Source organism: Gordonia desulfuricans NBRC 100010, assembly GCF_001485495.1.
Lineage (GTDB): Bacteria > Actinomycetota > Actinomycetes > Mycobacteriales > Mycobacteriaceae > Gordonia > Gordonia desulfuricans.
The window spans coordinates 1-20923 of the sequence record NZ_BCNF01000133.1; the positions used below are offsets into that span (position 1 = coordinate 1).

General features: G+C 68.0%; 21 protein-coding genes. 10 read left to right on the forward strand and 11 right to left on the reverse strand.

Going from position 1 to position 20923, the window contains the following annotated elements:
* Positions 1–68: 68 nt before the first annotated feature.
* The 3 genes from GD1_RS19910 to GD1_RS19920 all read right to left on the reverse strand — a co-directional run bounded on the left by GD1_RS19910 (position 69) and on the right by GD1_RS19920 (position 2751).
* Positions 69–629, reverse strand: a complete 561-nt coding sequence (locus GD1_RS19910; protein ID WP_059039271.1) for a dihydrofolate reductase family protein — start codon at positions 627–629, stop codon at positions 69–71.
* Positions 629–1567 (reverse strand): helix-turn-helix domain-containing protein, encoded by a 939-nt coding sequence (locus tag GD1_RS19915; RefSeq protein ID WP_059039272.1) that lies wholly within the window; start codon positions 1565–1567, stop codon positions 629–631. Before GD1_RS19915 ends, GD1_RS19910 begins: the two co-directional genes overlap by 1 nt.
* A 110-nt stretch (positions 1568–1677) precedes the next feature.
* Positions 1678–2751 (reverse strand): NAD(P)H-dependent amine dehydrogenase family protein, encoded by a 1074-nt coding sequence (locus tag GD1_RS19920; RefSeq protein WP_059039273.1) that lies wholly within the window; start codon positions 2749–2751, stop codon positions 1678–1680.
* Between the two features lie 114 nt (positions 2752–2865).
* Between GD1_RS19920 and GD1_RS19925 the strand changes: the two genes are divergently transcribed.
* The 4 genes from GD1_RS19925 to GD1_RS19940 all read left to right on the forward strand — a co-directional run bounded on the left by GD1_RS19925 (position 2866) and on the right by GD1_RS19940 (position 6437).
* The gene (locus GD1_RS19925) at positions 2866–3600 is read left to right on the forward strand and encodes a glucose 1-dehydrogenase (RefSeq protein ID WP_053775999.1); all 735 of its coding nucleotides are present in this window, start codon (positions 2866–2868) and stop codon (positions 3598–3600) included.
* Positions 3601–3688: 88 nt separating this feature from the next.
* Positions 3689–4708, forward strand: coding sequence for an ABC transporter permease (locus tag GD1_RS19930; protein ID WP_059039274.1), 1020 nt, complete (start codon positions 3689–3691; stop codon positions 4706–4708).
* Positions 4705–5571 (forward strand): ABC transporter ATP-binding protein, encoded by an 867-nt coding sequence (locus GD1_RS19935; RefSeq protein WP_059039275.1) that lies wholly within the window; start codon positions 4705–4707, stop codon positions 5569–5571. Before GD1_RS19930 ends, GD1_RS19935 begins: the two co-directional genes overlap by 4 nt.
* The gene (locus GD1_RS19940; RefSeq protein ID WP_059039276.1) at positions 5568–6437 is read left to right on the forward strand and encodes an ABC transporter ATP-binding protein; all 870 of its coding nucleotides are present in this window, start codon (positions 5568–5570) and stop codon (positions 6435–6437) included. Before GD1_RS19935 ends, GD1_RS19940 begins: the two co-directional genes overlap by 4 nt.
* Here GD1_RS19940 and upp read toward each other — a convergent pair.
* The 5 genes from upp to GD1_RS19965 all read right to left on the reverse strand — a co-directional run bounded on the left by upp (position 6422) and on the right by GD1_RS19965 (position 12633).
* On the reverse strand, positions 6422–7051 hold the full coding sequence (upp, locus tag GD1_RS19945; protein ID WP_059039277.1) for a uracil phosphoribosyltransferase: 630 nt from the start codon (positions 7049–7051) through the stop codon (positions 6422–6424). The two genes, GD1_RS19940 and upp, sit on opposite strands and share 16 nt — an antisense overlap.
* Before the next feature lie 90 nt (positions 7052–7141).
* Positions 7142–8380 (reverse strand): URC4/urg3 family protein, encoded by a 1239-nt coding sequence (locus tag GD1_RS19950; protein ID WP_059039278.1) that lies wholly within the window; start codon positions 8378–8380, stop codon positions 7142–7144.
* Positions 8377–9666 carry a GTP cyclohydrolase II gene (locus GD1_RS19955; RefSeq protein ID WP_059039279.1) on the reverse strand — a complete coding sequence of 430 codons (1290 nt, stop codon included), beginning with the start codon at positions 9664–9666 and terminating at the stop codon, positions 8377–8379. Before GD1_RS19955 ends, GD1_RS19950 begins: the two co-directional genes overlap by 4 nt.
* 261 nt (positions 9667–9927) lie before the next feature.
* A complete protein-coding gene (gene katG / locus GD1_RS19960) occupies positions 9928–12072 on the reverse strand; it encodes a catalase/peroxidase HPI (RefSeq protein ID WP_083534502.1) in 2145 nt (714 codons plus the stop codon).
* Between the two features lie 117 nt (positions 12073–12189).
* Positions 12190–12633: a Fur family transcriptional regulator gene (locus GD1_RS19965; RefSeq protein WP_059039281.1), complete on the reverse strand. Its 444-nt coding sequence runs from the start codon at positions 12631–12633 to the stop codon at positions 12190–12192.
* A 140-nt stretch (positions 12634–12773) separates the two neighbouring features.
* Between GD1_RS19965 and GD1_RS19970 the strand changes: the two genes are divergently transcribed.
* Positions 12774–13544: a GNAT family N-acetyltransferase gene (locus GD1_RS19970; protein WP_059039282.1), complete on the forward strand. Its 771-nt coding sequence runs from the start codon at positions 12774–12776 to the stop codon at positions 13542–13544.
* An 11-nt stretch (positions 13545–13555) separates the two neighbouring features.
* The gene (locus GD1_RS19975) at positions 13556–14143 is read left to right on the forward strand and encodes a DUF6928 family protein (protein ID WP_059039283.1); all 588 of its coding nucleotides are present in this window, start codon (positions 13556–13558) and stop codon (positions 14141–14143) included.
* A 21-nt stretch (positions 14144–14164) separates the two neighbouring features.
* Here the strand turns inward: GD1_RS19975 and GD1_RS19980 are convergent, their stop codons facing one another.
* Positions 14165–14785 carry a LysE family transporter gene (locus GD1_RS19980; RefSeq protein ID WP_059039284.1) on the reverse strand — a complete coding sequence of 207 codons (621 nt, stop codon included), beginning with the start codon at positions 14783–14785 and terminating at the stop codon, positions 14165–14167.
* Between the two features lie 94 nt (positions 14786–14879).
* On the opposite strand from GD1_RS19980, the gene GD1_RS19985 reads away from it, so the two are divergent.
* A complete protein-coding gene (locus GD1_RS19985; protein WP_059039285.1) occupies positions 14880–15809 on the forward strand; it encodes a hypothetical protein in 930 nt (309 codons plus the stop codon).
* On the opposite strand, the gene GD1_RS19990 is transcribed toward GD1_RS19985, so the two are convergent.
* Positions 15799–16692: an alpha/beta hydrolase gene (locus GD1_RS19990; RefSeq protein WP_059039286.1), complete on the reverse strand. Its 894-nt coding sequence runs from the start codon at positions 16690–16692 to the stop codon at positions 15799–15801. The two genes, GD1_RS19985 and GD1_RS19990, sit on opposite strands and share 11 nt — an antisense overlap.
* 1 nt (position 16693) lies before the next feature.
* Positions 16694–18022, reverse strand: a complete 1329-nt coding sequence (locus tag GD1_RS19995) for a vWA domain-containing protein (protein ID WP_059039287.1) — start codon at positions 18020–18022, stop codon at positions 16694–16696.
* A gap of 117 nt (positions 18023–18139) precedes the next feature.
* Between GD1_RS19995 and GD1_RS20000 the strand changes: the two genes are divergently transcribed.
* The 3 genes from GD1_RS20000 to gdhA all read left to right on the forward strand — a co-directional run bounded on the left by GD1_RS20000 (position 18140) and on the right by gdhA (position 20771).
* Positions 18140–18571 (forward strand): PPOX class F420-dependent oxidoreductase, encoded by a 432-nt coding sequence (locus GD1_RS20000; RefSeq protein ID WP_059039288.1) that lies wholly within the window; start codon positions 18140–18142, stop codon positions 18569–18571.
* 338 nt (positions 18572–18909) lie between these two features.
* Entirely contained in the window at positions 18910–19269 is a 360-nt protein-coding gene (locus GD1_RS20005) for a hypothetical protein (protein ID WP_244882913.1), read from the forward strand.
* 152 nt (positions 19270–19421) lie between these two features.
* On the forward strand, positions 19422–20771 hold the full coding sequence (gene gdhA / locus GD1_RS20010; protein WP_020792636.1) for an NADP-specific glutamate dehydrogenase: 1350 nt from the start codon (positions 19422–19424) through the stop codon (positions 20769–20771).
* Positions 20772–20923 lie beyond the last annotated feature (152 nt).

A 20923-nucleotide genomic window follows, 5' to 3' on the forward strand; every position in this document is an offset into this window, starting at 1 on the left:
ATGCTCGGTCCCGGCTCAATCATCTAACGGGCATAGAGGAGTGGAGCGACGAAGGCTTCGCTCATCGATCAGCTCTCGCGGGACCCTGCATCTCGCGCGCCCTTCACCGCATATCGGGCACAGAGGAATGCGGCGTTGCGACCGTACTCGATCAGCTCCAGGTCGAACGGCCGGGTGAACAGTGGACGTCCGCTACCGAGAGTGACCGGCGCGATCGACACCTCGATCTCGTCGAGCATCCCCGCGTCGGCGAACTGGGCGGCGAGATCCCCACCGCCGACCACCCAGACGTCCTTGCCGTCGGCGGCTGCCACCAGTTCGTCCCGGAACTCGCTCGGGGAGCCGGCCACCACCCGGATGGAGTCGGCGACCGGGGTGATCTCGCGATGGGTGAACACGAACGACGGTTCGGTGTATGGCCAGGGCCGGGCCTCCGACAGCTCGTTGTCGAGTAGCCACTGGTATGTCGTGGCACCCATGACGACCGTCCCCACCTGCTTGCCGAAGTCGTTCATGTTGCCGAACCCGTCCTCGTCGTGCGGTTGACTCAGCAACCAGCCGAGGTCATCGTGCTCGTCGGCGAGGAACCCGTCGAGGGTGGTGGCGGTGTAGTAGCGGAAGCGGGTCATCAGAATCCTCCGGATCGGTTGCGGTGCCAGATGATGGGATCGGGATCGAGCGCTGGGGCGAGAACGTCAACCCCGGCCTCGCGCAGCATCATGCGCAGGAGGAGCCGACGATGCGCGGCGAAGGTGAGTACATGGGTGACGATCTGCGACAACAGGAATGACTCGGGTGGTTCGCACAGTGCGTCGATCACCCGATCCGACCACGCCTGCCGCCGCTCGATGTCGCGGACGAGTGCGAGCCAGCGGCCGGCCACCGTCGGATGCATCAGCGTCAGCGCGTCGAGATCGTCGCTCCCGAGGTCGGGGTGGTCGCCGCCCTCGATGGACGCCAGCCACGGAAGTTTGTCGGTGACCAGATGGTGCAGGACCTGTGCGATCGATTCGTCAGGTTCCTGCCATGCCGTGATCTGATTGCGCGGCAGTCGGACTCGTCGGTACTCGGTCTCCGGCACCGCTGCGGCCGCCTCGAGGAGGGCCGTCACGTCGTCGAGGTCATGGCGCACCATCATCGTCACCACGTCCCCGGCGGTCTCCTCCACGGTCTCCCCGGCATCGACATACAGCACGGTCGGGGAGTGGAAGTGGATTCCGTTCGGTGCCGGAAGCCAGTGTCCGCGTTCGGAGGCCGCGGCCATGGTGCTCGGCGGATGGCCGAAGGCCCGGGTGAACGCCCGGCTGAATCCCTCCACCGAGTCGTACCCGGAGTCGAAGGCGACGTCGGTGACGCTGCGGCCGCGCAGCAGATACCAGGCGGCCCGTTCGAGTGTGACGCGACGCCGCAGCGCGACCGGTGCCTCGCCGGTGCTCCGGGAGACCTGCCGGCTGAAGTGGAATGCCGAGGCGTGGGCATCGGCGGCCATCCCGGCCAGTTCCGTGCCGTCCTCGCCGAGGACGGCGTCGAGCAGTTCCCGGAGTCGGTCGGCGCCGTTCTCGGTCATCGCGGACTCGCGGTCGTCATGACAGCAGGTCTGGTCGTCATGACAGTCAGTATCGGCGCAGGGGCGATCTCGGCGCTTGACCGTTCTTGCCCTCGATGGGCCCGGCGCGCTCAGCTCACCGTGAGTGCGGGTCCTGGGATCAGCGGTAGGTCGATGGTGGTGCGGATTCCGGGGGGACCGTCGACGACGGCCGGGATCGCATTCACGATGCGTCCCGCCGCGGCGACGATCGCGGCATGGTTGTGGTCGCCTTTGCGACTGGTCGGGCAGATGTCGACCCGATACGAGGGTTCGCCGACGATCTCCACCCGGTAGCACCCGCCCGGTTGCGCGGGCTGTGCCCAGTCGGGTCGCAGATCTTCGCGCAATCGGGTCACGTGCTCGACGACGATCGCCGGTCGGCCGTCGACGATCCCGGTGATCTCGAACCGGACCGCCGCACGGGTGCCGGCCGCGATGGTGCCGGTGGCAATCGTCAGAGCCTCTGGGGCTGCGGCACTTTCATGACTTTCGGTGATCTGGTCGACGGTCACGCCGAGCGCACCGGCCAGCTGGTGGATGGCGGTGCCCCAGGCGAGTGCGAGGATGCCGGGCAGGAACAGCATCGGGGTCTCGTCGAGCGGCTTGCCGAAGCCCATCACGTCGACCATCACCTCGGCGCCGTCGTAGGTGGCGTAGTCGGCGATCTCCATGCAGCGGATCTGCTCGATGCGCTGGCATGTGCCGGTGAATGCCAGCGGGATGAGGTCGTTGGCGAAGCCGGGATCGACCCCGGTGATGAAGATGGCGGCATCGTTGTCGGCGGCGGTGCGCTGTAGCCGGTCGATGGCCTTCTCCGGCACCGCACCCCACGGGTACTGCAACGGCACCGGCGCCGATCCGACCACATCGATCCCGGCGGCCAGGATGCGGCTGACGTCGTCGAACGCCTCGATCGGCCGCGTGTCACCCATGGCGCAGTACACGATGCACTCGGGCTCGACGGCGATCAGCGCATCGAGGTCGTTGCCGGCTGCGACACCGGTCGACGGCTCGAGTCCGGCCAGCGTGCCGGCGTCCACGCCGACCTTGTCCGGGTTGTGCACCACGACCCCGACGAGTTCGAAGCGTGGGTCCTCGATCAGTTGGGTGAGGGCGAGTCTGCCCGCATTTCCGGTCCCGACCAGCCCTACACGGATCGCCATCGTCGGCCTGCCTCCTGTTGCGTGAACACCTGTCCGGACTTCTGTCCAAACAGTAGACCACATTCTTTCTAGAACGTGTTCTCATTCGGCTGTTTGCGCTGTAAGGTCCCTGCCATGGGACGTGTTGACGACAAGGTTGCAGTGATCACCGGGGGTGCCCGCGGCATGGGCGCAGAGCATGCGCGAGCCCTGGTCGCCGAGGGTGCGAAGGTGGTGATCGGGGACATCCTCGACGACCCGGGCAAGGCCCTGGCCGACGAGTTGGGGGAATCGGCGCGCTATCTCCACCTCGACGTGACCTCGCCCGAGGACTGGCAGACCGCGGTGGCGACGGCGACCGGGGAGTTCGGCAAGCTCAACGTGCTCGTGAACAATGCCGGCATCGTCAACGGCTCGACGATCCAGAAGTTCCGCCTGGACAAGTGGAAGCAGATCATCGACGTCAACCTGACCGGAACCTTCCTCGGCATCCAGGCCGTCGCCGATCCGATGATCGCGGCCGGCGGCGGATCGATCATCAACGTGTCGTCGGTCGAGGGTCTACGGGGCAGTCCGTGGGCGCACGGCTACGTCGCGTCCAAGTGGGGTGTCCGGGGACTGGCCAAGTCGGCCGCGCTCGAGCTGGCGCCACACAATGTGCGCGTCAACTCGATCCACCCGGGACTCATCCGCACGCCGATGACCGAAGGGTTGCCCGAGGACATGGTGAAGGTGCCGCTCGGGCGTGCCGCCGAATCCGCGGAGGTCTCGACCTTCGTCGTCTTCCTCGCCAGTGACGAGTCGTCGTATGCCACCGGTTCGGAATTCGTGATGGACGGCGGCCTCTCCGCGGACGTCCCGCACAAATAGCGGACATCCCGGACACATCCGGTGCGAGCGGGGGATGTGTCCGGCGAATCGCCGACCCGGTGACCGGGGCGTCCCCTAGCCTCGACCCATGCGGGCGATGATCGTCAAGGAGTTCCGCGAGCTCCTCCGGGACCGACGCACCCTGGCGATGCTGGTGGTGATGCCGCTGCTGTTGCTGATCATCTTCGGTTACGCCGCCAACTTCTACGTGTCGTCGGTCGACACCGCGGTGGTGGGTCCGCAGGCGCAGCAGGTCGCCGCGGCACTGCCCCCGTATTTCGACGTCACCCGTACCGATCCGGGACAAGGTGATTCCGCGGTTCGGGACATGTTGCAGGACAACGCCGTCGACGTCGGGATCGTGACCGGGGTGAATCCGCCGGTGGTCTATGTCGACGGATCCAATCTCTTCGCCGCGGAATCGACCGTCGGGGTGCTCAACCGGCTCGGCGACACGGTGCACACCGAGGTCTTGTTCAATCCCGACCTCAAGACCGCCTGGGTGATGGTGCCGGCCATCATCGGACTGATCCTGCTGTTCATCGGCACGATCATCACCAGCATCGGTCTGGTCCGCGAACGGGAGGCCGGCACCCTCGAACAACTCGCGGTGATGCCGATCCGCCCCACCCAGGTCATCCTCGGCAAGATCGCCCCGTACTTCCTGCTCGCCGCGATCGACATGGGCATCATCACGGTGCTCGGGATGGTGCTGTTCGACGTTCCGTTCAACGGTGACCCCGCGGTGTTCGTCCTCGGGGCCGCACTGTTCTTGTTCGTGGTACTCGGTGTGGGGGTGTTCATCTCGACCATCTCGCAGACCACCGGGCAGGCCATCCAGACCGCATTCTTCTTCCTGATCCCGCAGATCCTGTTGTCGGGGATGATCTTTCCGCTCGATGCGATGGCCGCCGGGGTCCGCTGGATCGGCTATCTGCTGCCGCTGACGTACTTCACGATGATCTCGCAGGGCGTGATGCTGCGGGGTGCACCCATCCAGTCGCTGTGGCTGCCGCTGGTGGTGCTCGCCGGGATGGCGGTGGTGGTGTTCGTCGGTGCGACCCTCCGGTTCCGCCGCGACCTCGCCCCCGGATCGGGCCGGACATGAGCGCGTCGGCCCACGGCATCGGGGTCTGCTTCGGTGCTCGACGCGCCCTCGGTGGCGCCGGGACCGGCGGGGTCGACGTCGATGTCCCCGACGGTGCGGTGGTCGCGGTGGTGGGCGGCGACGGGGCGGGCAAGACCACGTTGCTGCGCGTGTTCGCCGGTGAGATCGTTCCCGACGACGGACACACCGACCTCCCGCCGAAGGCCCAGATCGGCTATCTGTGCGCCGGACCGGGCAGTTGGGGGGCGCTCACGGTCACCCAGAACCTCGACTTCGTCGGCGGCTGCTACGGACTCCACGGCGAGTCACTGACCCGCCGCCGCGACGAGCTGATCGACCGCAGCGGGTTGCGGGGTGCCGCCGAGCGGCGCGCGTCGGCGCTCTCGGGTGGGATGCGCCGCAAACTCGGCGCCGCCATGGCGATGATCCACCGTCCGGCGCTGCTGATCCTCGACGAACCGAGCACCGGTGTCGACCCGGTCAGCCGGATCGAACTGTGGCGCATGATCTCCGACGCCGCCGCCGACGGTGCGGCGGTGATCATGTCGACCACCTACCTCGACGAGGCCGAGCGGGCGTCGCGACTCGTCGTCCTCGACGACGGGCAGATCCTCACCGACGGCTCCTTCGACGACGTGCGTGCCGGTTTCGCCGGCGCGGTCACCGCCGGCCCGCATCCGGTGCGCCCCGAATGGTCGTGGCGTCGCGGCCGGACCCGCAACGAGTACTGGCCCGACGGTCTCGCCCCGGGTACCTTGCAGGCCACCGTCGCCCCGGATCTGGAGGACATCGTCGTCGCCCTGTCGTTGCGGCGTCGGGTGGCGGTCGGCACCTCGGGCGGTCACCAGGGCGGTGCGCGGTGAGCACGCCGGTCGTCACCGCCTCGGCGCTGACCCGCCGCTTCGGGTCGTTCACCGCCGTCGACGACGTCACCTTCACGGTGTCGCCGGGGGAGGTGGTCGGACTGCTCGGTGCCAACGGCGCGGGCAAGACGACGGTGATCCGGATGCTGCTCGGACTCCTCGCACCGAGTGCGGGCTCGGTGGGGCTGTTCGGCGGTCCGCCCGCACGCCGTGCACGCGCACGCATGGGGTATGTCCCACAGAACCTCGGGCTCTATCGGGATCTCACCGTCGCCGAGAACCTCGCGTTCACCGCCGACATCTACGGCGTCGAGGTGCCCGCCCTGACATCCGATCTCGCCGACCACGCCGACACGCTGGTCGGTGACCTCGCCCTGGGCGCACAACGTCAGGCCGCCTTCACCGTCGCACTGGCACATCATCCGGAGGTGCTGGTGCTCGACGAGCCAACCTCCGGGGTGGACGCGCTGTCGCGCTCACGCCTGTGGGACACCATCGGCGAGCAGGCGGAGGCGGGGGTCGCGGTGCTGGTCACCACCCACTACATGGAGGAGGCGCAGGAGTGTGACCGGCTGCTGCTGATGTCGTCGGGGCGGCTGGTGGCGCAGGGCACCGAGGCCGATGTGATCGGCGGACTGCAGGCCACGCGCGTGCGCTCCGACGACTGGTCGGCGACGTTCACCGTGCTCGCCGACGCCGGACTGCCGGTGATCCTGTCCGGCACCACGATCCGTGTCGCGGCCACGCCGCCCGATCAGGTGGCCGCGGTGTTGTCGGCGCACGCCGTCACCGCCGACCTCGACGAGGTACCGGGCACCATCGAGGAGCGGATGCTGGTCCTCGCCCGCGATCAGGCGGTGCCGTAGATCCGGTCGCCCGCATCGCCGAGGCCGGGCAGGATGTAGCCGTTCGCGTCGAGTTCGCGGTCGACCGCGGCGGTGAACACCGGTACATCGGGATGGGCGCCCTGCAACATGGCCAACCCCTCGGGGCACGCCAGCAGGCAGACGAACCGGATGGACCGGGGCCGGTACTCCTTGATCCGGTCCACCGCGGCGACCGCCGAATGTCCGGTCGCCAGCAGCGGATCGACCACCACCACGTCACGCTCGTCGAGATCCTTGGGCATCTTGAAGTAGTACTCCACCGCCACATGGGTTTTCGGGTCACGGTAGAGGCCGATGTGGCCGATGCGGGCGCCCGGCACCACCGTCAGCATGCCGTCGGCGATGGAGGTGCCGCCCCGCAGGACCGAGGCGAACACGAGTTTCTTGCCGTCGATCACCATGCCGGTGGTGACCTCCATCGGGGTCTCCACCTTGATCTCCTGCATCGGGATGTCGGCGAGTACGTCGTAGGCCATCAGCGTGGAGATCTCGTTGAGCAGACGCCGGAAGTCGTTGGTGGAGGTCTCTTTCTGGCGCATCAGGGTCAGTTTGTGCTGTACCAGCGGATGATCGATGACGTGTACGTCGCTCATGATGGCGTTCTCCTCGGGTCCGGCAGACGTTTGCGGGGATGAGACTCTTCGGTGGCCTGGTGTCGTGGGGTGGCCCGGTGCTGCGGGCGCTCAGAACACGGTGCCGTCGCTGGCGATCTGCAGCGGGGGCAGTCCGTTTCGCCGGACCGCCGCCAACTCGCGACCGGCAGCCCAGGTGCCGCCCTCGAGGACGCAGGCCAGGGGCAGCGACGCCGGATCCACGCCGAGTGCATCGGCGACGCGCGGTGCCAGCTCGCCGAGCAGGGCGACGGTCAGCGCGCGCCACTCGACGACCAGTTCGTCGCCGACCTGCCACACGGTGTCGGCGGCATCGGCCGGGCGAGGGGTCAACACCCCGGTGTCGATCAGCAGCCCCCCGTTGCGGTACTCGGGTAGTGCGGTCAGCTCGTCGAGCCCGGTCACCTCCACTCCGGCCCACGAGAACGGTTCCAGCAGTGAGTAGGTGAGCCACTGCGAGAGTTTGTGGAACGGCATCCACCCGGCGGTACCGGCCGGGATCTGCTCACCGCGGACCGCCGGATGCGGCCAGCAATCACCCAGTGGGACCTCGCCGATCTGGTTCCCGGCGAGCCAGATCGGTGCGAGGGTGTCGAGCAGCACCGACAGGATATGGTGCGCGCCAACCGAATCCGTACCGCCCAGGTGGTCGAAGAGGCCGCCGGGACGGGTGTCGGTGTAGACCTCCGACCGGGTGTCGAGGGCGTCGGCGAGTCGATGCAGCAGTGCGGTGCGTCCCTCGAGCCCCACCAGCGGGGTCCGGTCGGTGACACCGAATGCCGCGGCGAGCCGGTCGGCGGTCAGCGCGCGCAGACCCGCGGCGTCCACACGCAACGGGTCGGCCGGATCACTCGAGAAGGCCCCGTCGAAGAAGGCGTGCACGCCGGCGACGGCGAGCCCTTCCGAGCGGGTGAATCGCAGCCCGGTTCCCGGTTCGTCGAAGTACCAGTCGGGGCCGGCTCCGGCGTCGAGCAGCACGCTGACCACGGCCAGATCGATCTGGGCGCGGGCCCGGCGGCCGGTGTCGGCGGTGTCCAGGCGCCGGTCGAGGTCGGCGGCACGGTCGACGCCACCGGCCTCCACATGCCGCCAGCGACTGTGGAACGGGATGTCGAGGGTCGGGTAGCGACGTCGGGTCACCTCGGCGACCAGTGTCACCGCGTCGTCGAGCCGGTCGTCGTCGACGCGAAACCATTCCGAGTCGCCGGCGCGTGCCCGTTCGGTGAGGAGACCGGCCCGTGATCGGATCTCGCCGGTACGACGCAGGACGGCGGCCGCCTCGGCGTCGGTGGTGTCGGTGGTGATGCTCATCCGGACAACCCCCGACCCTTGACCTGTCGCAGGTCGTCGGTGGTGGGCACCGCCCCGCTGGTGAAGTATCCGGCGGCCATCTTGGCGTCGATCTCCACCCGGGCGTCTTCGGGGACGAGCTCATCGGGGATGTCGACGCGTTCCCCCACCTCGATCCCGGAGCCGGTGATCGCGTCGTACTTCATGTTGCTCATCGACACCAGACGGTGGATCCTGGTGATCCCCAGCCAGTGCAGCACATCGGGCATGAGTTCCTGGAATCGCATGTCCTGTACGCCCGCAACACATTCCGTGCGCGCGAAGTACTGGTCGGCGGTGTCGCCGCCCACCTGCCGCTTGCGTGCGTTGTAGACCAGGAACTTGGTGACCTCGCCGAGGGCTCGCCCCTCCTTGCGGGAGTAGGCCACCAGCCCCACCCCGCCGCGCTGGGCACCCTGGATGCACTCCTCGATGGCGTGGGTCAGATAGGGACGACAGGTACAGATGTCCGAGCCGAACACATCGGACCCGTTGCACTCGTCGTGGACGCGGGCGGTCAGTTCGACCGCCGGATTCGAGAGGTCTTGCGGATCACCGAAGATGTAGATGGTCTGGCCACCGATCGGCGGCAGGAACACCTCGAGGTCGGAGCGGGTGACCAGCTCGGGGTACATCCCGCCGGTCTCCTCGAACAGCGTGCGCCGCAGGTCGGTCTCGCTGCACCCGAAGCGTGCGGCGACGCCGGGCAGCCACCACACCGGTTCCACCGCCGCCTTGGTGACCAGCGCCGCACCGGTCGACAGCAGGAACTCGCCGTCGGGCGTCAGGCGGCCGCGGGAGATCGCCTCGGCGATCTCGGGCAGGATCACGTGCGCCTTGGTGACCGCGATCGTCGGGCGGATGTCGTATCCGGAGGCGAGCAGTTCGGGGAACGACTCGGCCACGGTCGCACCCCACGGGTCGAGGCTGACGATCGCGTTGGGATCGGCCCACTGCCGATGCGGGCCGATCACGTCGGTGGGTGAGGTGTTGGTGAGGTCCGCGCGATGATCACGTGACAGCGCCCCCGCGGCGACGGCGAGGGCCCGGTAGACGCTGTAGGAGCCGCTGTGGGTACCGATCACGTTGCGATGCGCCCGATCGGTGGTGGTGGCGATCACCGGGCCGCGCTCAGCGGCGGTGGCCGCACCCCAGGAGATCTGCGGCGCACCGAATCCGGCACTGTGCGAGGTCAATCGGATGTGGCCGGGGGATCGGGGCGTGCTGCGCACCGTATCGGGGGCAGAACTCTCGGATGCGGTCGACATGGCCACTCCTTTGCGTCCAGTGGTGAACGACCCGCCGCAGGTGATGATGCCGGCGCCGTTCCCCTCATCGGGAAACCGCCAGCATAATCACATCCACATCGATGCGCCGGATATGCAATCGCACGATCACCGTCCCGACATCACCGCGTTACCCGCCCTCCGGCCGAGACGGCGATGGCGCCCAGGGAATCCCTGGGCGCCATCGATATTCGGCTTCCGTTACGCTCCGGTGACCGGAGCCACCGGGTGGTCAGCAGCTGATCAGACCAGCTCGAACCGGTCGAGTTCCATCACCTTGGTCCACGCCGCGACGAAGTCGGCGACGAAGGTCTCGGCAGAGGTGTCCTCGGCGTAGGCCTCGGCGAGGGCACGCAGCTCGGAGTTGGCGGCGAAGGCCAGATCGACCCGGCTGCCGGTCCACTTCTTCTCGCCCGACTTGCGGTCGGTCGCGACGAAGGTCCCGTCCTCGTTCTTGGCCCACTTCACACCCATGTCCAGGACGTTGACGAAGTAGTCGTTCGTCAGCGTGCCCGGGTTCTCGGTGAGCACACCGAGGCTCGAGCCCTGGTAGGTCGCACCGAGCACGCGCAGACCGCCGACCAGCACGGTCATCTCCGGCGCCGACAGGGTCAGCAGCGAGGCCTTGTCGAGCAGGTTGTACTCGGCGGAGAGCTCGTTGCCCTTGCCCTCGTAGTTGCGGAAACCGTCGTACCTGGTCTCCAGGTGAGCGGCCGAATCGGCGTCGGTCTCCGCCTGGGTGGCGTCGGTACGGCCCGGGGTGAACGGCACCGACACGCTGATGCCGGCGTCCTTGGCGGCCTTCTCGATCGCGGCGACGCCACCGAGCACCACCAGGTCGGCGAAGGACACCGTGGCGCCCGCCTCACCGGTGAACGACCCCTGGATCTCCTCGAGCACGCGGATCACCTGGGCCAGCTCGTCGGGTTCGTTGCTCTCGAAGCCCAACTGCGGCTGCAGGCGGATCCGGCCGCCGTTGGCGCCACCGCGGTAGTCGCTGCCACGGAAGGTCGAGGCGGCCTTCCATGCGGTCGAGACCAGCTGTGCGACAGTCAGTCCGGATTCGAGCAGCGAGTTCTTGAGGTTCGCGATGTCGGCGTCGGAGACAACCGCACCCTCCTGGGCCGGGACGTTGTCCTGCCACAGGTAGGTCTCGCTGGGGGCCAGCGGTCCGAGGTAGCGGGCGGCCGGACCCATGTCGCGGTGCAGCAGCTTGAACCAGGCCTTGGCGAACTCCTCGGCCAGCTCCTCCGGGTGATCGAGCCAGCGGCGGGTGATCTCGCCGTAGACCGGATCGAACCGCAGGGTGAGGTCGGTGGTCAGCATCGACGGATGGGTCTTGCCGGTACCGAACGCCTGCGGGACCGAGTTGGCCCAGCCGCCGTCCTTGGGCTGCCACTGGAAGGCACCGGCCGGGCTCTTGGTGAGCTCCCACTCGTTGCCGTAGAGGATCTCCAGGAAGGAGTTGTCCCACTTGGTGGGGGTGTGGGTCCAGATCACCTCGAGGCCCGAGGTGATGGCGTCGAGGCCGACGCCGGAGCCCTGCGGGTTGGCCCAGCCCAGACCCACGTTCTCCAGCGGAGAGGCCTCGGGCTCGGGACCGAGCTTGTCGGCGTCGCCGTTGCCGTGGGTCTTGCCGAAGGTGTGCCCGCCGACGATCAGCGCGGCGGTCTCGACGTCGTTCATCGCCATCCGGCCGAAGGTGTCGCGGATGTCCTGCGCGGCGGCGAGGTAGTCCGGCTTTCCTTCGGGGCCTTCGGGATTGACGTAGATCAGGCCCATGGTGGTGGCGGCCAGCGGGTTCTCCAGGTCACGCTCACCCGAGTAGCGGGCATTGGTGCCCAGCCAGGTCGACTCGGCGCCCCAGTAGACCTCCTCCGGCTCCCACTCGTCCGGACGACCGAAGGCGAAGCCCTTGGTCTTGAAGCCCATGTCCTCGAGGGCCACGTTGCCGGCGAGCACGATCAGATCCGCCCAGCTGATCGACTTGCCGTACTTCTTCTTGACCGGCCACAGCAGACGACGGGCCTTGTCCAGGCTGACGTTGTCCGGCCAGCTGTTGAGCGGCGCGAACCGCTGCATGCCGGTGCCGGCGCCGCCACGGCCGTCCTCGACGCGGTAGGTACCCGCGGCATGCCAGGACATGCGGACGAACAGCGGGCCGTAGTGACCGAAGTCGGCGGGCCACCAGTCCTGCGAGTCCCGCATGAGCGTCTTCAGGTCGGCGACGAGGCCGTCGACGTCGAGCGACTTGAGTGCCTCGGCGTAGTCGAAATCGGTGTCACGCGGACGGATGACATCCGGATTATGCGCCAGCACACGGAGATTCAGGCGTTCCGGCCACCACTGGTCGTTGCCGCCGCCCTCCACCGGGGGACGGATGTGCATCGGGCAGCCGGCCGGAGGTTCTCCGGCGTCGGTGTTCGCCGCGCCAATCGGGGGATGTTCGGTTGCGGTTTCGTCAGACACGACAGTCCTTTCGATGATGAGTGATGCGGGCTGCGATCACTGTGTTGACTCTGGTGGACGCGAGGCCGCGCAGGTCGGACACAGCCCCCAGTAGATGACCTCGGCCTCGTCGAGGATGAAACCGTGACTGTCTGACGCTGTCAGACAGGGGGTTTCGCCTACGGCACAGTCGACGTCGCCGATCGTGCCGCATGCACGGCACACGGCGTGGTGATGGTTGTCGCCGACGCGTGCCTCGTATCTGGCCAGGTGGCCCTGCGGCTGGATCCGACGGACCAGACCGACCTCGGTGAGGGCGGACAGTACGTCGTAGACGGCCTGCAGGGAGACCTCGGGGAGTTCGATCCGCGCTGCCCTGTAGATCGAGTCGGTGTCCGCGTGCGGATGCGCGTGGACGGCCTCGAGTACCGCCACCCGGGGTCGGGTGACGCGGAGTGCTGCTTCCCGCAGCAGTGCGGTGAAATCCGGTGAGGAGGTCACGCAGACCAGTATGCACCCTTTTCTGGAATCGTTCAGGTTTTTGCTCGAATTGAGACGCTCGATGCCGCCTGGGTAGACCGCCACCAGGTGTTTCGGTCCCCGAAAAGTCGGACAGGTCACACACATGAAAGTCTAGTGCCGTGTCGTGGACAGCGGAGCGGATCGTCGAAGAGTCGGTGGCATGGAAGTCGTCCTGGCATCCGGACGGCTCCGAGCACATCGTCGACGGGCCGTGCGAGTTCTATCTCGCCGACGGTGTCGCGACGCTGCTGCAGTACCACGCGGACTCGTCCGTCGACCCGGTCGCCGCACTCGACGAGGCCGCCGCCACCACCCGCGCACACGGGGCCGACATCCTGCGTTTCACCGCCGGGGTCGGGGTGTTCGGCGGACTCACCGACACCGAGCTGGCGCGCCGGGCAGCCCACACCGTCGCCGTCGTCGACGTGATCGCCGGCGAACCCACCGAGACGTTCGTGGCATCCATCCCACTGCCGGCCGACGTCACCGTGCACCGCGTCGCCACCGATGCCGACGTCGCCGAGTTCGCCCGCATCTCCCGACAGGCATGGGGATTCGAACCGCACGCCCTGCGCGATCCGGGCTTTCGGGTCGACGACGAGCGCATCCGACTGTTCGTGGCCCGCATCGACGGCGAGCCGGTCGGTGCCGGCGGCTACGAACACGTCCGGGCCGTCGCCCGCATGTGGGGAGCGGCCATCGTCACCGAAGCCCGCAGTCGGGGCGCCTATCGGTCGCTGGTGGCCGCCCGCCTCGACGACGCCCGCACGCTCGGTGCAGGGCTCGCGATCATCCATGCCGAACAGACCTCGTCGCCGATCCTGCAACGACTCGGCTTCGGTCGGTTCGCCGAACGACGCCTCACGTCCATTCCGCTGACCGCTGGGTAGCGTCACGCCCCATGGGCATGAAGTGCTGGTTCCTCGTCTACACCGACGCCGACACACCCGAGGTGCTGCGGCGCCCGCCGTCGATCGACATCGCCGCCACCGACACCCTCGTCCGGGGACTGTTCGGCCCGTGCCGCTTCCTCGCCGACAGCAACCTCCTGCAGTCCGCCGACCCCCGTGATGGGCAGGTGGCCGCCGCCTGCTTCGACGGTGTCACCGTTCTCGCGACCGAATCGGTGGGGGTGGGGCCGCTCGATCTGGACCTGCGGTTCCATTCCGCGGCGCAAGGCCGCACCATGTATCTCTTCGGGCTGCACAGCGTCAGCGGGTGGGGGTCGTTCGGCTGGTGGGATCCCGACGGACATCTCGTCCGTGGATTCGGCGGGAGCGACGACGGTGGATTGTCCGAGAACCTCGGTCCGGCGCTGCCGTTCGAAGCCGCCGTCGACAGCTACGAACGCTACGACGGAGGGTCCTGGCCGTCGTCGCCCGCGCTCGTCGAGGAGGCCCTCGCCGACCGGCTCGGATTCCGATTCGAGGGCATCCCCGTCCCGGACGGGCCCGAGCCGTCGTCGATACCCCTGCGAACCTATCGGTAGGTGTGTGCGGCGGAAGCCGCCCTAGACGACCGCCAACAGGATGCCGACGCCGATGAACAGGGCACCGAAGATGCGGTTGAGCCGACGTTGACCGGTCACCGTACCGGTCAACCGGGCGAAACCACGGCCGACGACGGCGAAGAACAGCCACATCACCGCGACGTCGACGGCCACGATGGTCGCGCCGATCATGGCGTACTGGGTGACGAATCCGTGCTCGGGTTTGACGAAGCCGGGGATGAACGCCAGGAAGAAGACGATCGCCTTCGGGTTCAGCAGGTTCACCCCGACACCGCGGACGAACAACGAGCCCGCCGACTGCGGTGTGTCGCCCACGACGGTGTCGGTGGCGGCGACCGGTGTCCGCAGGATCTGCCGGATGCCCAGATAGACGAGATAGGCCGCACCCAGATAGCGGATCACGGCAAAGGCGGTCGGGGAACCGGCCACCACCACACCGAGTCCGGCGGCCACGATCGCCAGCTGGATGATCAGCGCCGCCTGCAGGCCGAGAACTCCCCAGATCGTCCGGCGATGTCCGACGTTGATCGCATTCGACATGGTGTAGATCGCGCCGGCACCCGGCGTGAAGCTGATCAGCAGACACGCCGCCAACAACGCCGACCAGGACGACAACGACACCCGGTCAGCGTAGTGACGCGCCGAGAGTGACCCCACACACGCCACACGTGCTTGGATCGGTACATGGCGTGTCACCATCGGCCCCGGGGCGGGTATGGCGGCTGATCACCCCGGTCGTCCCGAATCCGAGTCGCGGCCCGAATCGCTCGAGGCGGCGGCCGACGAACTGTACGGGCTGGCGCCCGGCGACTTCGTCGCCCGCCGCAACATCCTCGCCACCCTCGTCCGCCGCGGTGGCGATCGGGCACTGGCCACGCAGATCGGAGCCCTGCGCCGGCCCACGGTCTCCGCGTGGCTGCTCAACCAGTGGGTGCGCCGCCACCCGGACGGCGTCACCGACCTCACCGAACTCGGGGGTCGACTCCGCGAGGCCCAGCGTCGCGGAGCGGCCGGGCAGGTCCGGGACCTGTCGGCCCGGCGGCGAGAGGTGGTCACCGCCGCCGTGATCGCGGTCGGCCACCTCGCCGACGATCTCGGGGTGCCGGTGAGTGCGGGCACCGAACGCGAGATCGTGCAGACCCTGCGCGCCGCGATGGCCGATGCCGACATCGCCGACGGACTGGCACGCGGCCGGCTCACGGCGGCCGGCGAGTACTCCGGATTCGGTCCCGCAGCGGTGTTCGCCGTCCCGGACCCGGCCGCGGACGCGCACCCACCGACCACCGCCTCGTCCGGTGACGCCGCGGCGGCCGATCCGGGCCGAGATGCCCAAGCGCGACGGGCGGCGGCCGAGGCCGGCCTCGCACGCGCCCGGGCGGACGAAACCCGTGCCCGCCGTGGCACCGACCGCGCCGCGCTGGCGAGCGCGGAGGCCACCCACTCCGTCGAGGTCATCACCGACCAACTCGACCGTCTGCGCGCCGACGTCGCGCGCCTCGAGCAGGAACTCGGGTTCGCGCGCCGTCGGCAAGAGGGCGCCGAGGCCGCCGAACGGGCCGCCCACGAGAGTCTCGAGAACGCCCGGCAGGCCGTCGCCGCCGCGCAGGAACGGCTCGACGGAGAGGACCCGGGCGTCAGCCGATGACGGCGGCGAGCACCTCGCATTGACGCGCGAAGAACTCCCGGGACACCCCGGCATGCGGTAGTACGAGGTCGAAGCCGTGGAATGCCCCGGGAACGGTGTCCACGGTCACCGCCACCCCCGACTCCCGAAGATGTCGGGCGTACTCGAGATCCTCGTCGTGGAACAGGTCGTGGGTGCCCACGCCGATCCAGGCGGGCGGCAGCCCCGCGAGATCGTGGCGGCGGGCCGGGACCGCGAGATCCCGGTCGGCGTCACCGAGATAGGACGACCAGCCCACACGGTTCGAGCGGATGCTCCACACCCGATGGTTCTGGTCGTCGTGGCCGGCATTGCTCGACCGGTCGTCGAGCATCGGATACACCAGCAGCTGGAACACCGGCGACGGATCGCCCATGTCGCGGCATCGCAACGCGAGTGCGGCGGTGAGTCCGCCACCGGCGCTGGCGCCGCCGATGATCAACCGATCTGCCGACACATCTGGTTGTCGAGCAAGCCATTCCAGTGCGCGGTGGCAATCCTGCAGCGGCACCGGATAGGGGTGTTTCGGGGCGAGTCGATAGTCGACGGCGGCGACGGTGATCCCGAGGCGCCGGGCGAATCCGGCGCAGAGCTTGTCGTCCTGGGCTGCCGACCCGATCACGTAGCCGCCGCCGTGAATCCAGAGCATCGCATGCCCGGATGCCGACGGGACCGGCGGACGATGCAGTCGGATCGTCACCCCGTCACCGAGATCGTGGACCTCGACGCCGGCGGGCGTACGCATCGCGGCCAGACCGGTGATCTTCTGCAGCACCGGGACGGTCGCCGACATCACGGCGTTGCGGGGCAGGACGCGCGCCGCGAGCCGCAGATCGGGGTGGACCTCGTCGACGGTGTCGGTCATGTCAGCGTCCTCCGAATCGTGCGTCGACGATCCCGAGTCGGATGGCCTCACGAAGCCAGTCCGGGAACTCCGACAACAGGTGTTCGTACAGGGCCCCGTCGGCAACGGTGTCGATGTCGTCGATGGGGAAGAACCCCGCATTGTCGACGACCCGACCCGACAGGGTGTCGAGTTCGGTGAGAACTCCGAATCGGTTGCGGCCCAGTCCGATGAACTGCCAGAAGATCGGCTGTGCCGCCGCATCGTGGATGAGCCGGCGGATCTGCGGCACCTTGCTGTGGAAACCGCCGTCGGTGAAGAACAGCACCAACACCGGTTGCCTGTCGCCGGCCTCGGCGACGGCCTCGAGGATGGCGTTCATGATCGGGAGTTCCTCGTTGACCCCGCCGATCTGCCGGTCGTAGTCGATCTGCGGTCCCAGTGGGGCGCCATGTCTGCCCTTGAGATGGATGTAGGTGTCCATCCATTCCTCGGCGGCGGCGACGGTCACATCCGGCAGCTGCGCATAGCTGCTGCCGTAGAGATAGGCCTCGAGGTTGCCGTCGCTGTCGAGCTGGGTGGCCACCGGGATCATCCGTTCCACCACGCGGTGCACGGTCTTCTCCTTGAACAGACGGCGCATCGACAGGGTCTTGTCGATCACCATGATCACCCGGGCCACCGCTCCCGCAGCCCCCTTGGTGAGCAGGACCTTGTGTACCTGCTCCTTACGGAGGTCGAGCTTCTGACGCTTCTCCAGCGACAGCTTCTCCTCACCCTTGACCATCCGTATTCCGGGGGTGGCGGGTGTGGTGGCGGCCGGCGGGGGAGTCGGGGCAGACGCCGGGGACCCGACCGCAGCTGGTTCGTCGTCGACGGCCACACCGTGTTCCCGGACGAGCGCCGCGAAACCTGCTTCCCACCCGGCGGATTCGCTGCGCAGCTTCCAGTCGCCACCCCGGCGGTAGATCTCGACCAGGACGGCGGCACGCTCGACGGTCAGACCCTCGGCAGGGGCGACGATCGTGGTGTCACCGGCGGTCACCGTGGTGTCGATGCGTGCGCCGCCGAGGGTTGCCGGTGGGTCGATCGAGATCCCGACGGCGATGCGCTCGATCTCGGCCGGGATCCGCCGGAGATCGACGGTCAGCGTCGCCGGACCGGTGAGGGTCACCTTGCCGGACGGGCTCTGCGGATTGTTGTAGAACACGAAGTCCGCATCGGTGCGCACCGTGCGGTCTGGACGCAAGACGAAGGCCACCACATCCACAGCCGGTCCGGTGACGGCGACGGTCAGCACCTCGGCCGACAGCGTCGTGTTCTCTCCGCGGCCGAGCCTGCGATCACCCATGTCGGTTGTGGCCTCCGTCGTCGTCGGTGTCGATCACCGACGACCCTACGGGGCCACGGGGGTCCGGGCCGTGGATCGATCGGGAATTCCGACGAACAGCAGGTGGTTGTCGGACGCATGAGCGACACCGCCTTCGACCCCCGCACACTCATCGCGTCGTCCCGCATCGGCATCCTCGCCACGATCCGGGCGAGCGGTCTGCCACAGCTGTCTCCGGTGACCGCCGTCTACGACGCCGACGCCGACGTCATCCACGTCTCGATGACCGAGGGCCGTGCGAAGACCGCCAACCTGCGCCGCGATCCGCGGGCGGCCATCGAGTTCACCTCGCCGGACGGCTACACCTGGGCCACCGCCGAGGGAACGGTCACATTGGTCGGCCCGGCTACCGACCCGAACGGTCCGGAGGCGGACGCGCTGGTCGACTACTACCGGCTCGGCGCCGGAGAGCACCCGGACTGGGCGGAGTACCGCGGCGTGATGGTCGCCGATCGTCGGGTGCTGATGAGCCTGGCGATCACCCACGTGTACGGTGCCGCTTTGCGCTGATCTGTATTACACGTCTTTTCTGCGCCGGCCAATTCGCCGGTTCCCTGATTTTTCTGTGCGGCCACGTGGGTCGTGCCGAGGGCGCATCGGACCGAAAAGCTCCGGACGCACACCGGGCGTGAAATTTCTTTCTCCGGAATATATTTCGGAACTGCGGATGCGCTTGACCAGCGCGACTGGACTATTCTTTCTTTTGGGCTACAGTCCATGGCACATCGTTTCCAAATGAGTGTTCACAAAGGAGTGAGTGCGCCGTGAAAGCGGTTGTCATGGAATGTCGTATACGGGTGTGTGCGAGCGAGGACCGAGTCCGTCGTTTCGTCGAGAATGCGCGTCGGGTGGTGACGGACGCCATCCCTGTACCGGTGCGGTATTCGATCGTCGTCGAACCCGTGGATTCGGTGCTGCTGGCCAGGCAATGGGCAGCGGCCAACCGTGCGGCGGCAGGGTCGAAGCGGTCGCCGGGGAGTTTCGACGTCGACGTCGCATTCACCGGATCCGGATGGCTCACCCCGGCGCGGCTGGAGAGTCTCTCGCGCGACATCCTCGCCGACGTCGAGGCCGACCCGGGACCCGGCGCCGAGGTCGTGCCGTGGATTCTCACGTTGACCACGAGCGTCGACGATGTGACCCGGCGTCGCCTGGCCCGCGTCCATCCGTCCCTCGACCTGACCGCATCGGTGCCGATCTCGGTCTGAGAACGCCGATCCCCGGCGGCACTCCGGATCGGTCATCAGGTATCCGGCATTCCCGTCGTTTCTGTCGAGCGATAGGCTGGCGGCCGGACCCGCCACGACTGTGTGGGGGCATCCGGCCGCGCGGTGCGGTCGCAAGGGGAAGGACGGGCCAGGTGTCGGTGCTCGATGAGAAGGTGCAGGACCTCTACGAAGAGGTGGTCGCGCGCAATCCCGGTGAGGTGGAGTTCCACCAGGCTGCACGCGAGGTGTTCGACAGTCTTGGCCTGGTTCTGGCCAAGTACCCGCACTATGCCGACGCCGGCATCATCGAGCGGCTTTGCGAGCCCGAACGCCAGATCATCTTCCGGGTGCCGTGGGTCGACGACAACGGACAGGTCCGGATCAACCGCGGCTTCCGTGTCGAGTTCAACTCGGCGCTCGGGCCCTACAAGGGTGGTCTGCGGTTCCATCCGAGCGTCTACCTCGGTGTGGTGAAGTTCCTCGGTTTCGAGCAGATCTTCAAGAACGCGCTGACCGGACTGCCGATCGGTGGCGGCAAGGGCGGGTCGGACTTCGACCCCAAGGGCCGCTCCGAGGGCGAGATCATGCGGTTCTGTCAGTCCTTCATGACCGAGTTGTACCGCCACATCGGCGAGTACACCGACGTCCCCGCCGGTGACATCGGTGTGGGTGGTCGTGAGATCGGTTACCTGTTCGGCCAGTACAAGCGGATCACCAACCGCTACGAGTCGGGCGTGCTGACCGGCAAGGGGCTGTCGTGGGGCGGATCGCAGGTGCGTCCGGAGGCCACCGGCTACGGTGCGGTGTTCTTCGTCCAGGAGATGCTCACCGCTGCCGGTGAGTCCGTCGAGGGCAAGCGCGTCGTGGTCTCCGGCTCGGGCAATGTCGCCATCCATGCCATCGACAAGATCCATCAGCTCGGTGGCACCGTGGTGGCCTGCTCCGACTCCGGTGGCTACGTCGTCGACGAGGCCGGCATCGATCTGGAGCTCCTCAAGGAGATCAAGGACGTACGCCGCGGCCGGATCGGCGAGTACGCCGATGCCCGGTCCAGCGCACACCTCGGTGAGCCCGGTTCCTCGATCTGGCAGGTGCCCACCGATGTCGCGCTGCCGTGCGCGACCCAGAACGAGCTCAACGACCAGGATGCGAAGTTCCTGATCAGCAATGGCTGCCGCGCGGTCGCCGAGGGCGCCAACATGCCCGCCACCCCGGATGCCATCAAGGCCTTCGCACAGGCCGGCGTGCTGTTCGCGCCGGGTAAGGCGGCCAACGCCGGCGGTGTGGCCACCAGTGCACTCGAGATGCAGCAGAACGCTTCCCGCGACTCCTGGAGCTTCGAGCACACCGAACAGCGACTGCAGAAGATCATGCGGGGCATCCACAACACCTGCCTGCAGACCGCCGACGAGTACGGCGCCCCGGGTGACTACGTGCTCGGCGCCAATATCGCGGGCTTCACCCAGGTCGCCGACGCGATGCTCGCACTCGGCGTCATCTGAGTTCGATCGTCGATCACCGTGCGCGCCACGCACGGTGATCGATCCGATCGGCTTGCGCGGCACGGTGATCGGGCCGGACAGATCGTGCGGCGCGGCACGGTGATTGAGCCGGGCAGATCGTGTGGCGCTGCGCGGCACGGCAATTGAGCCGG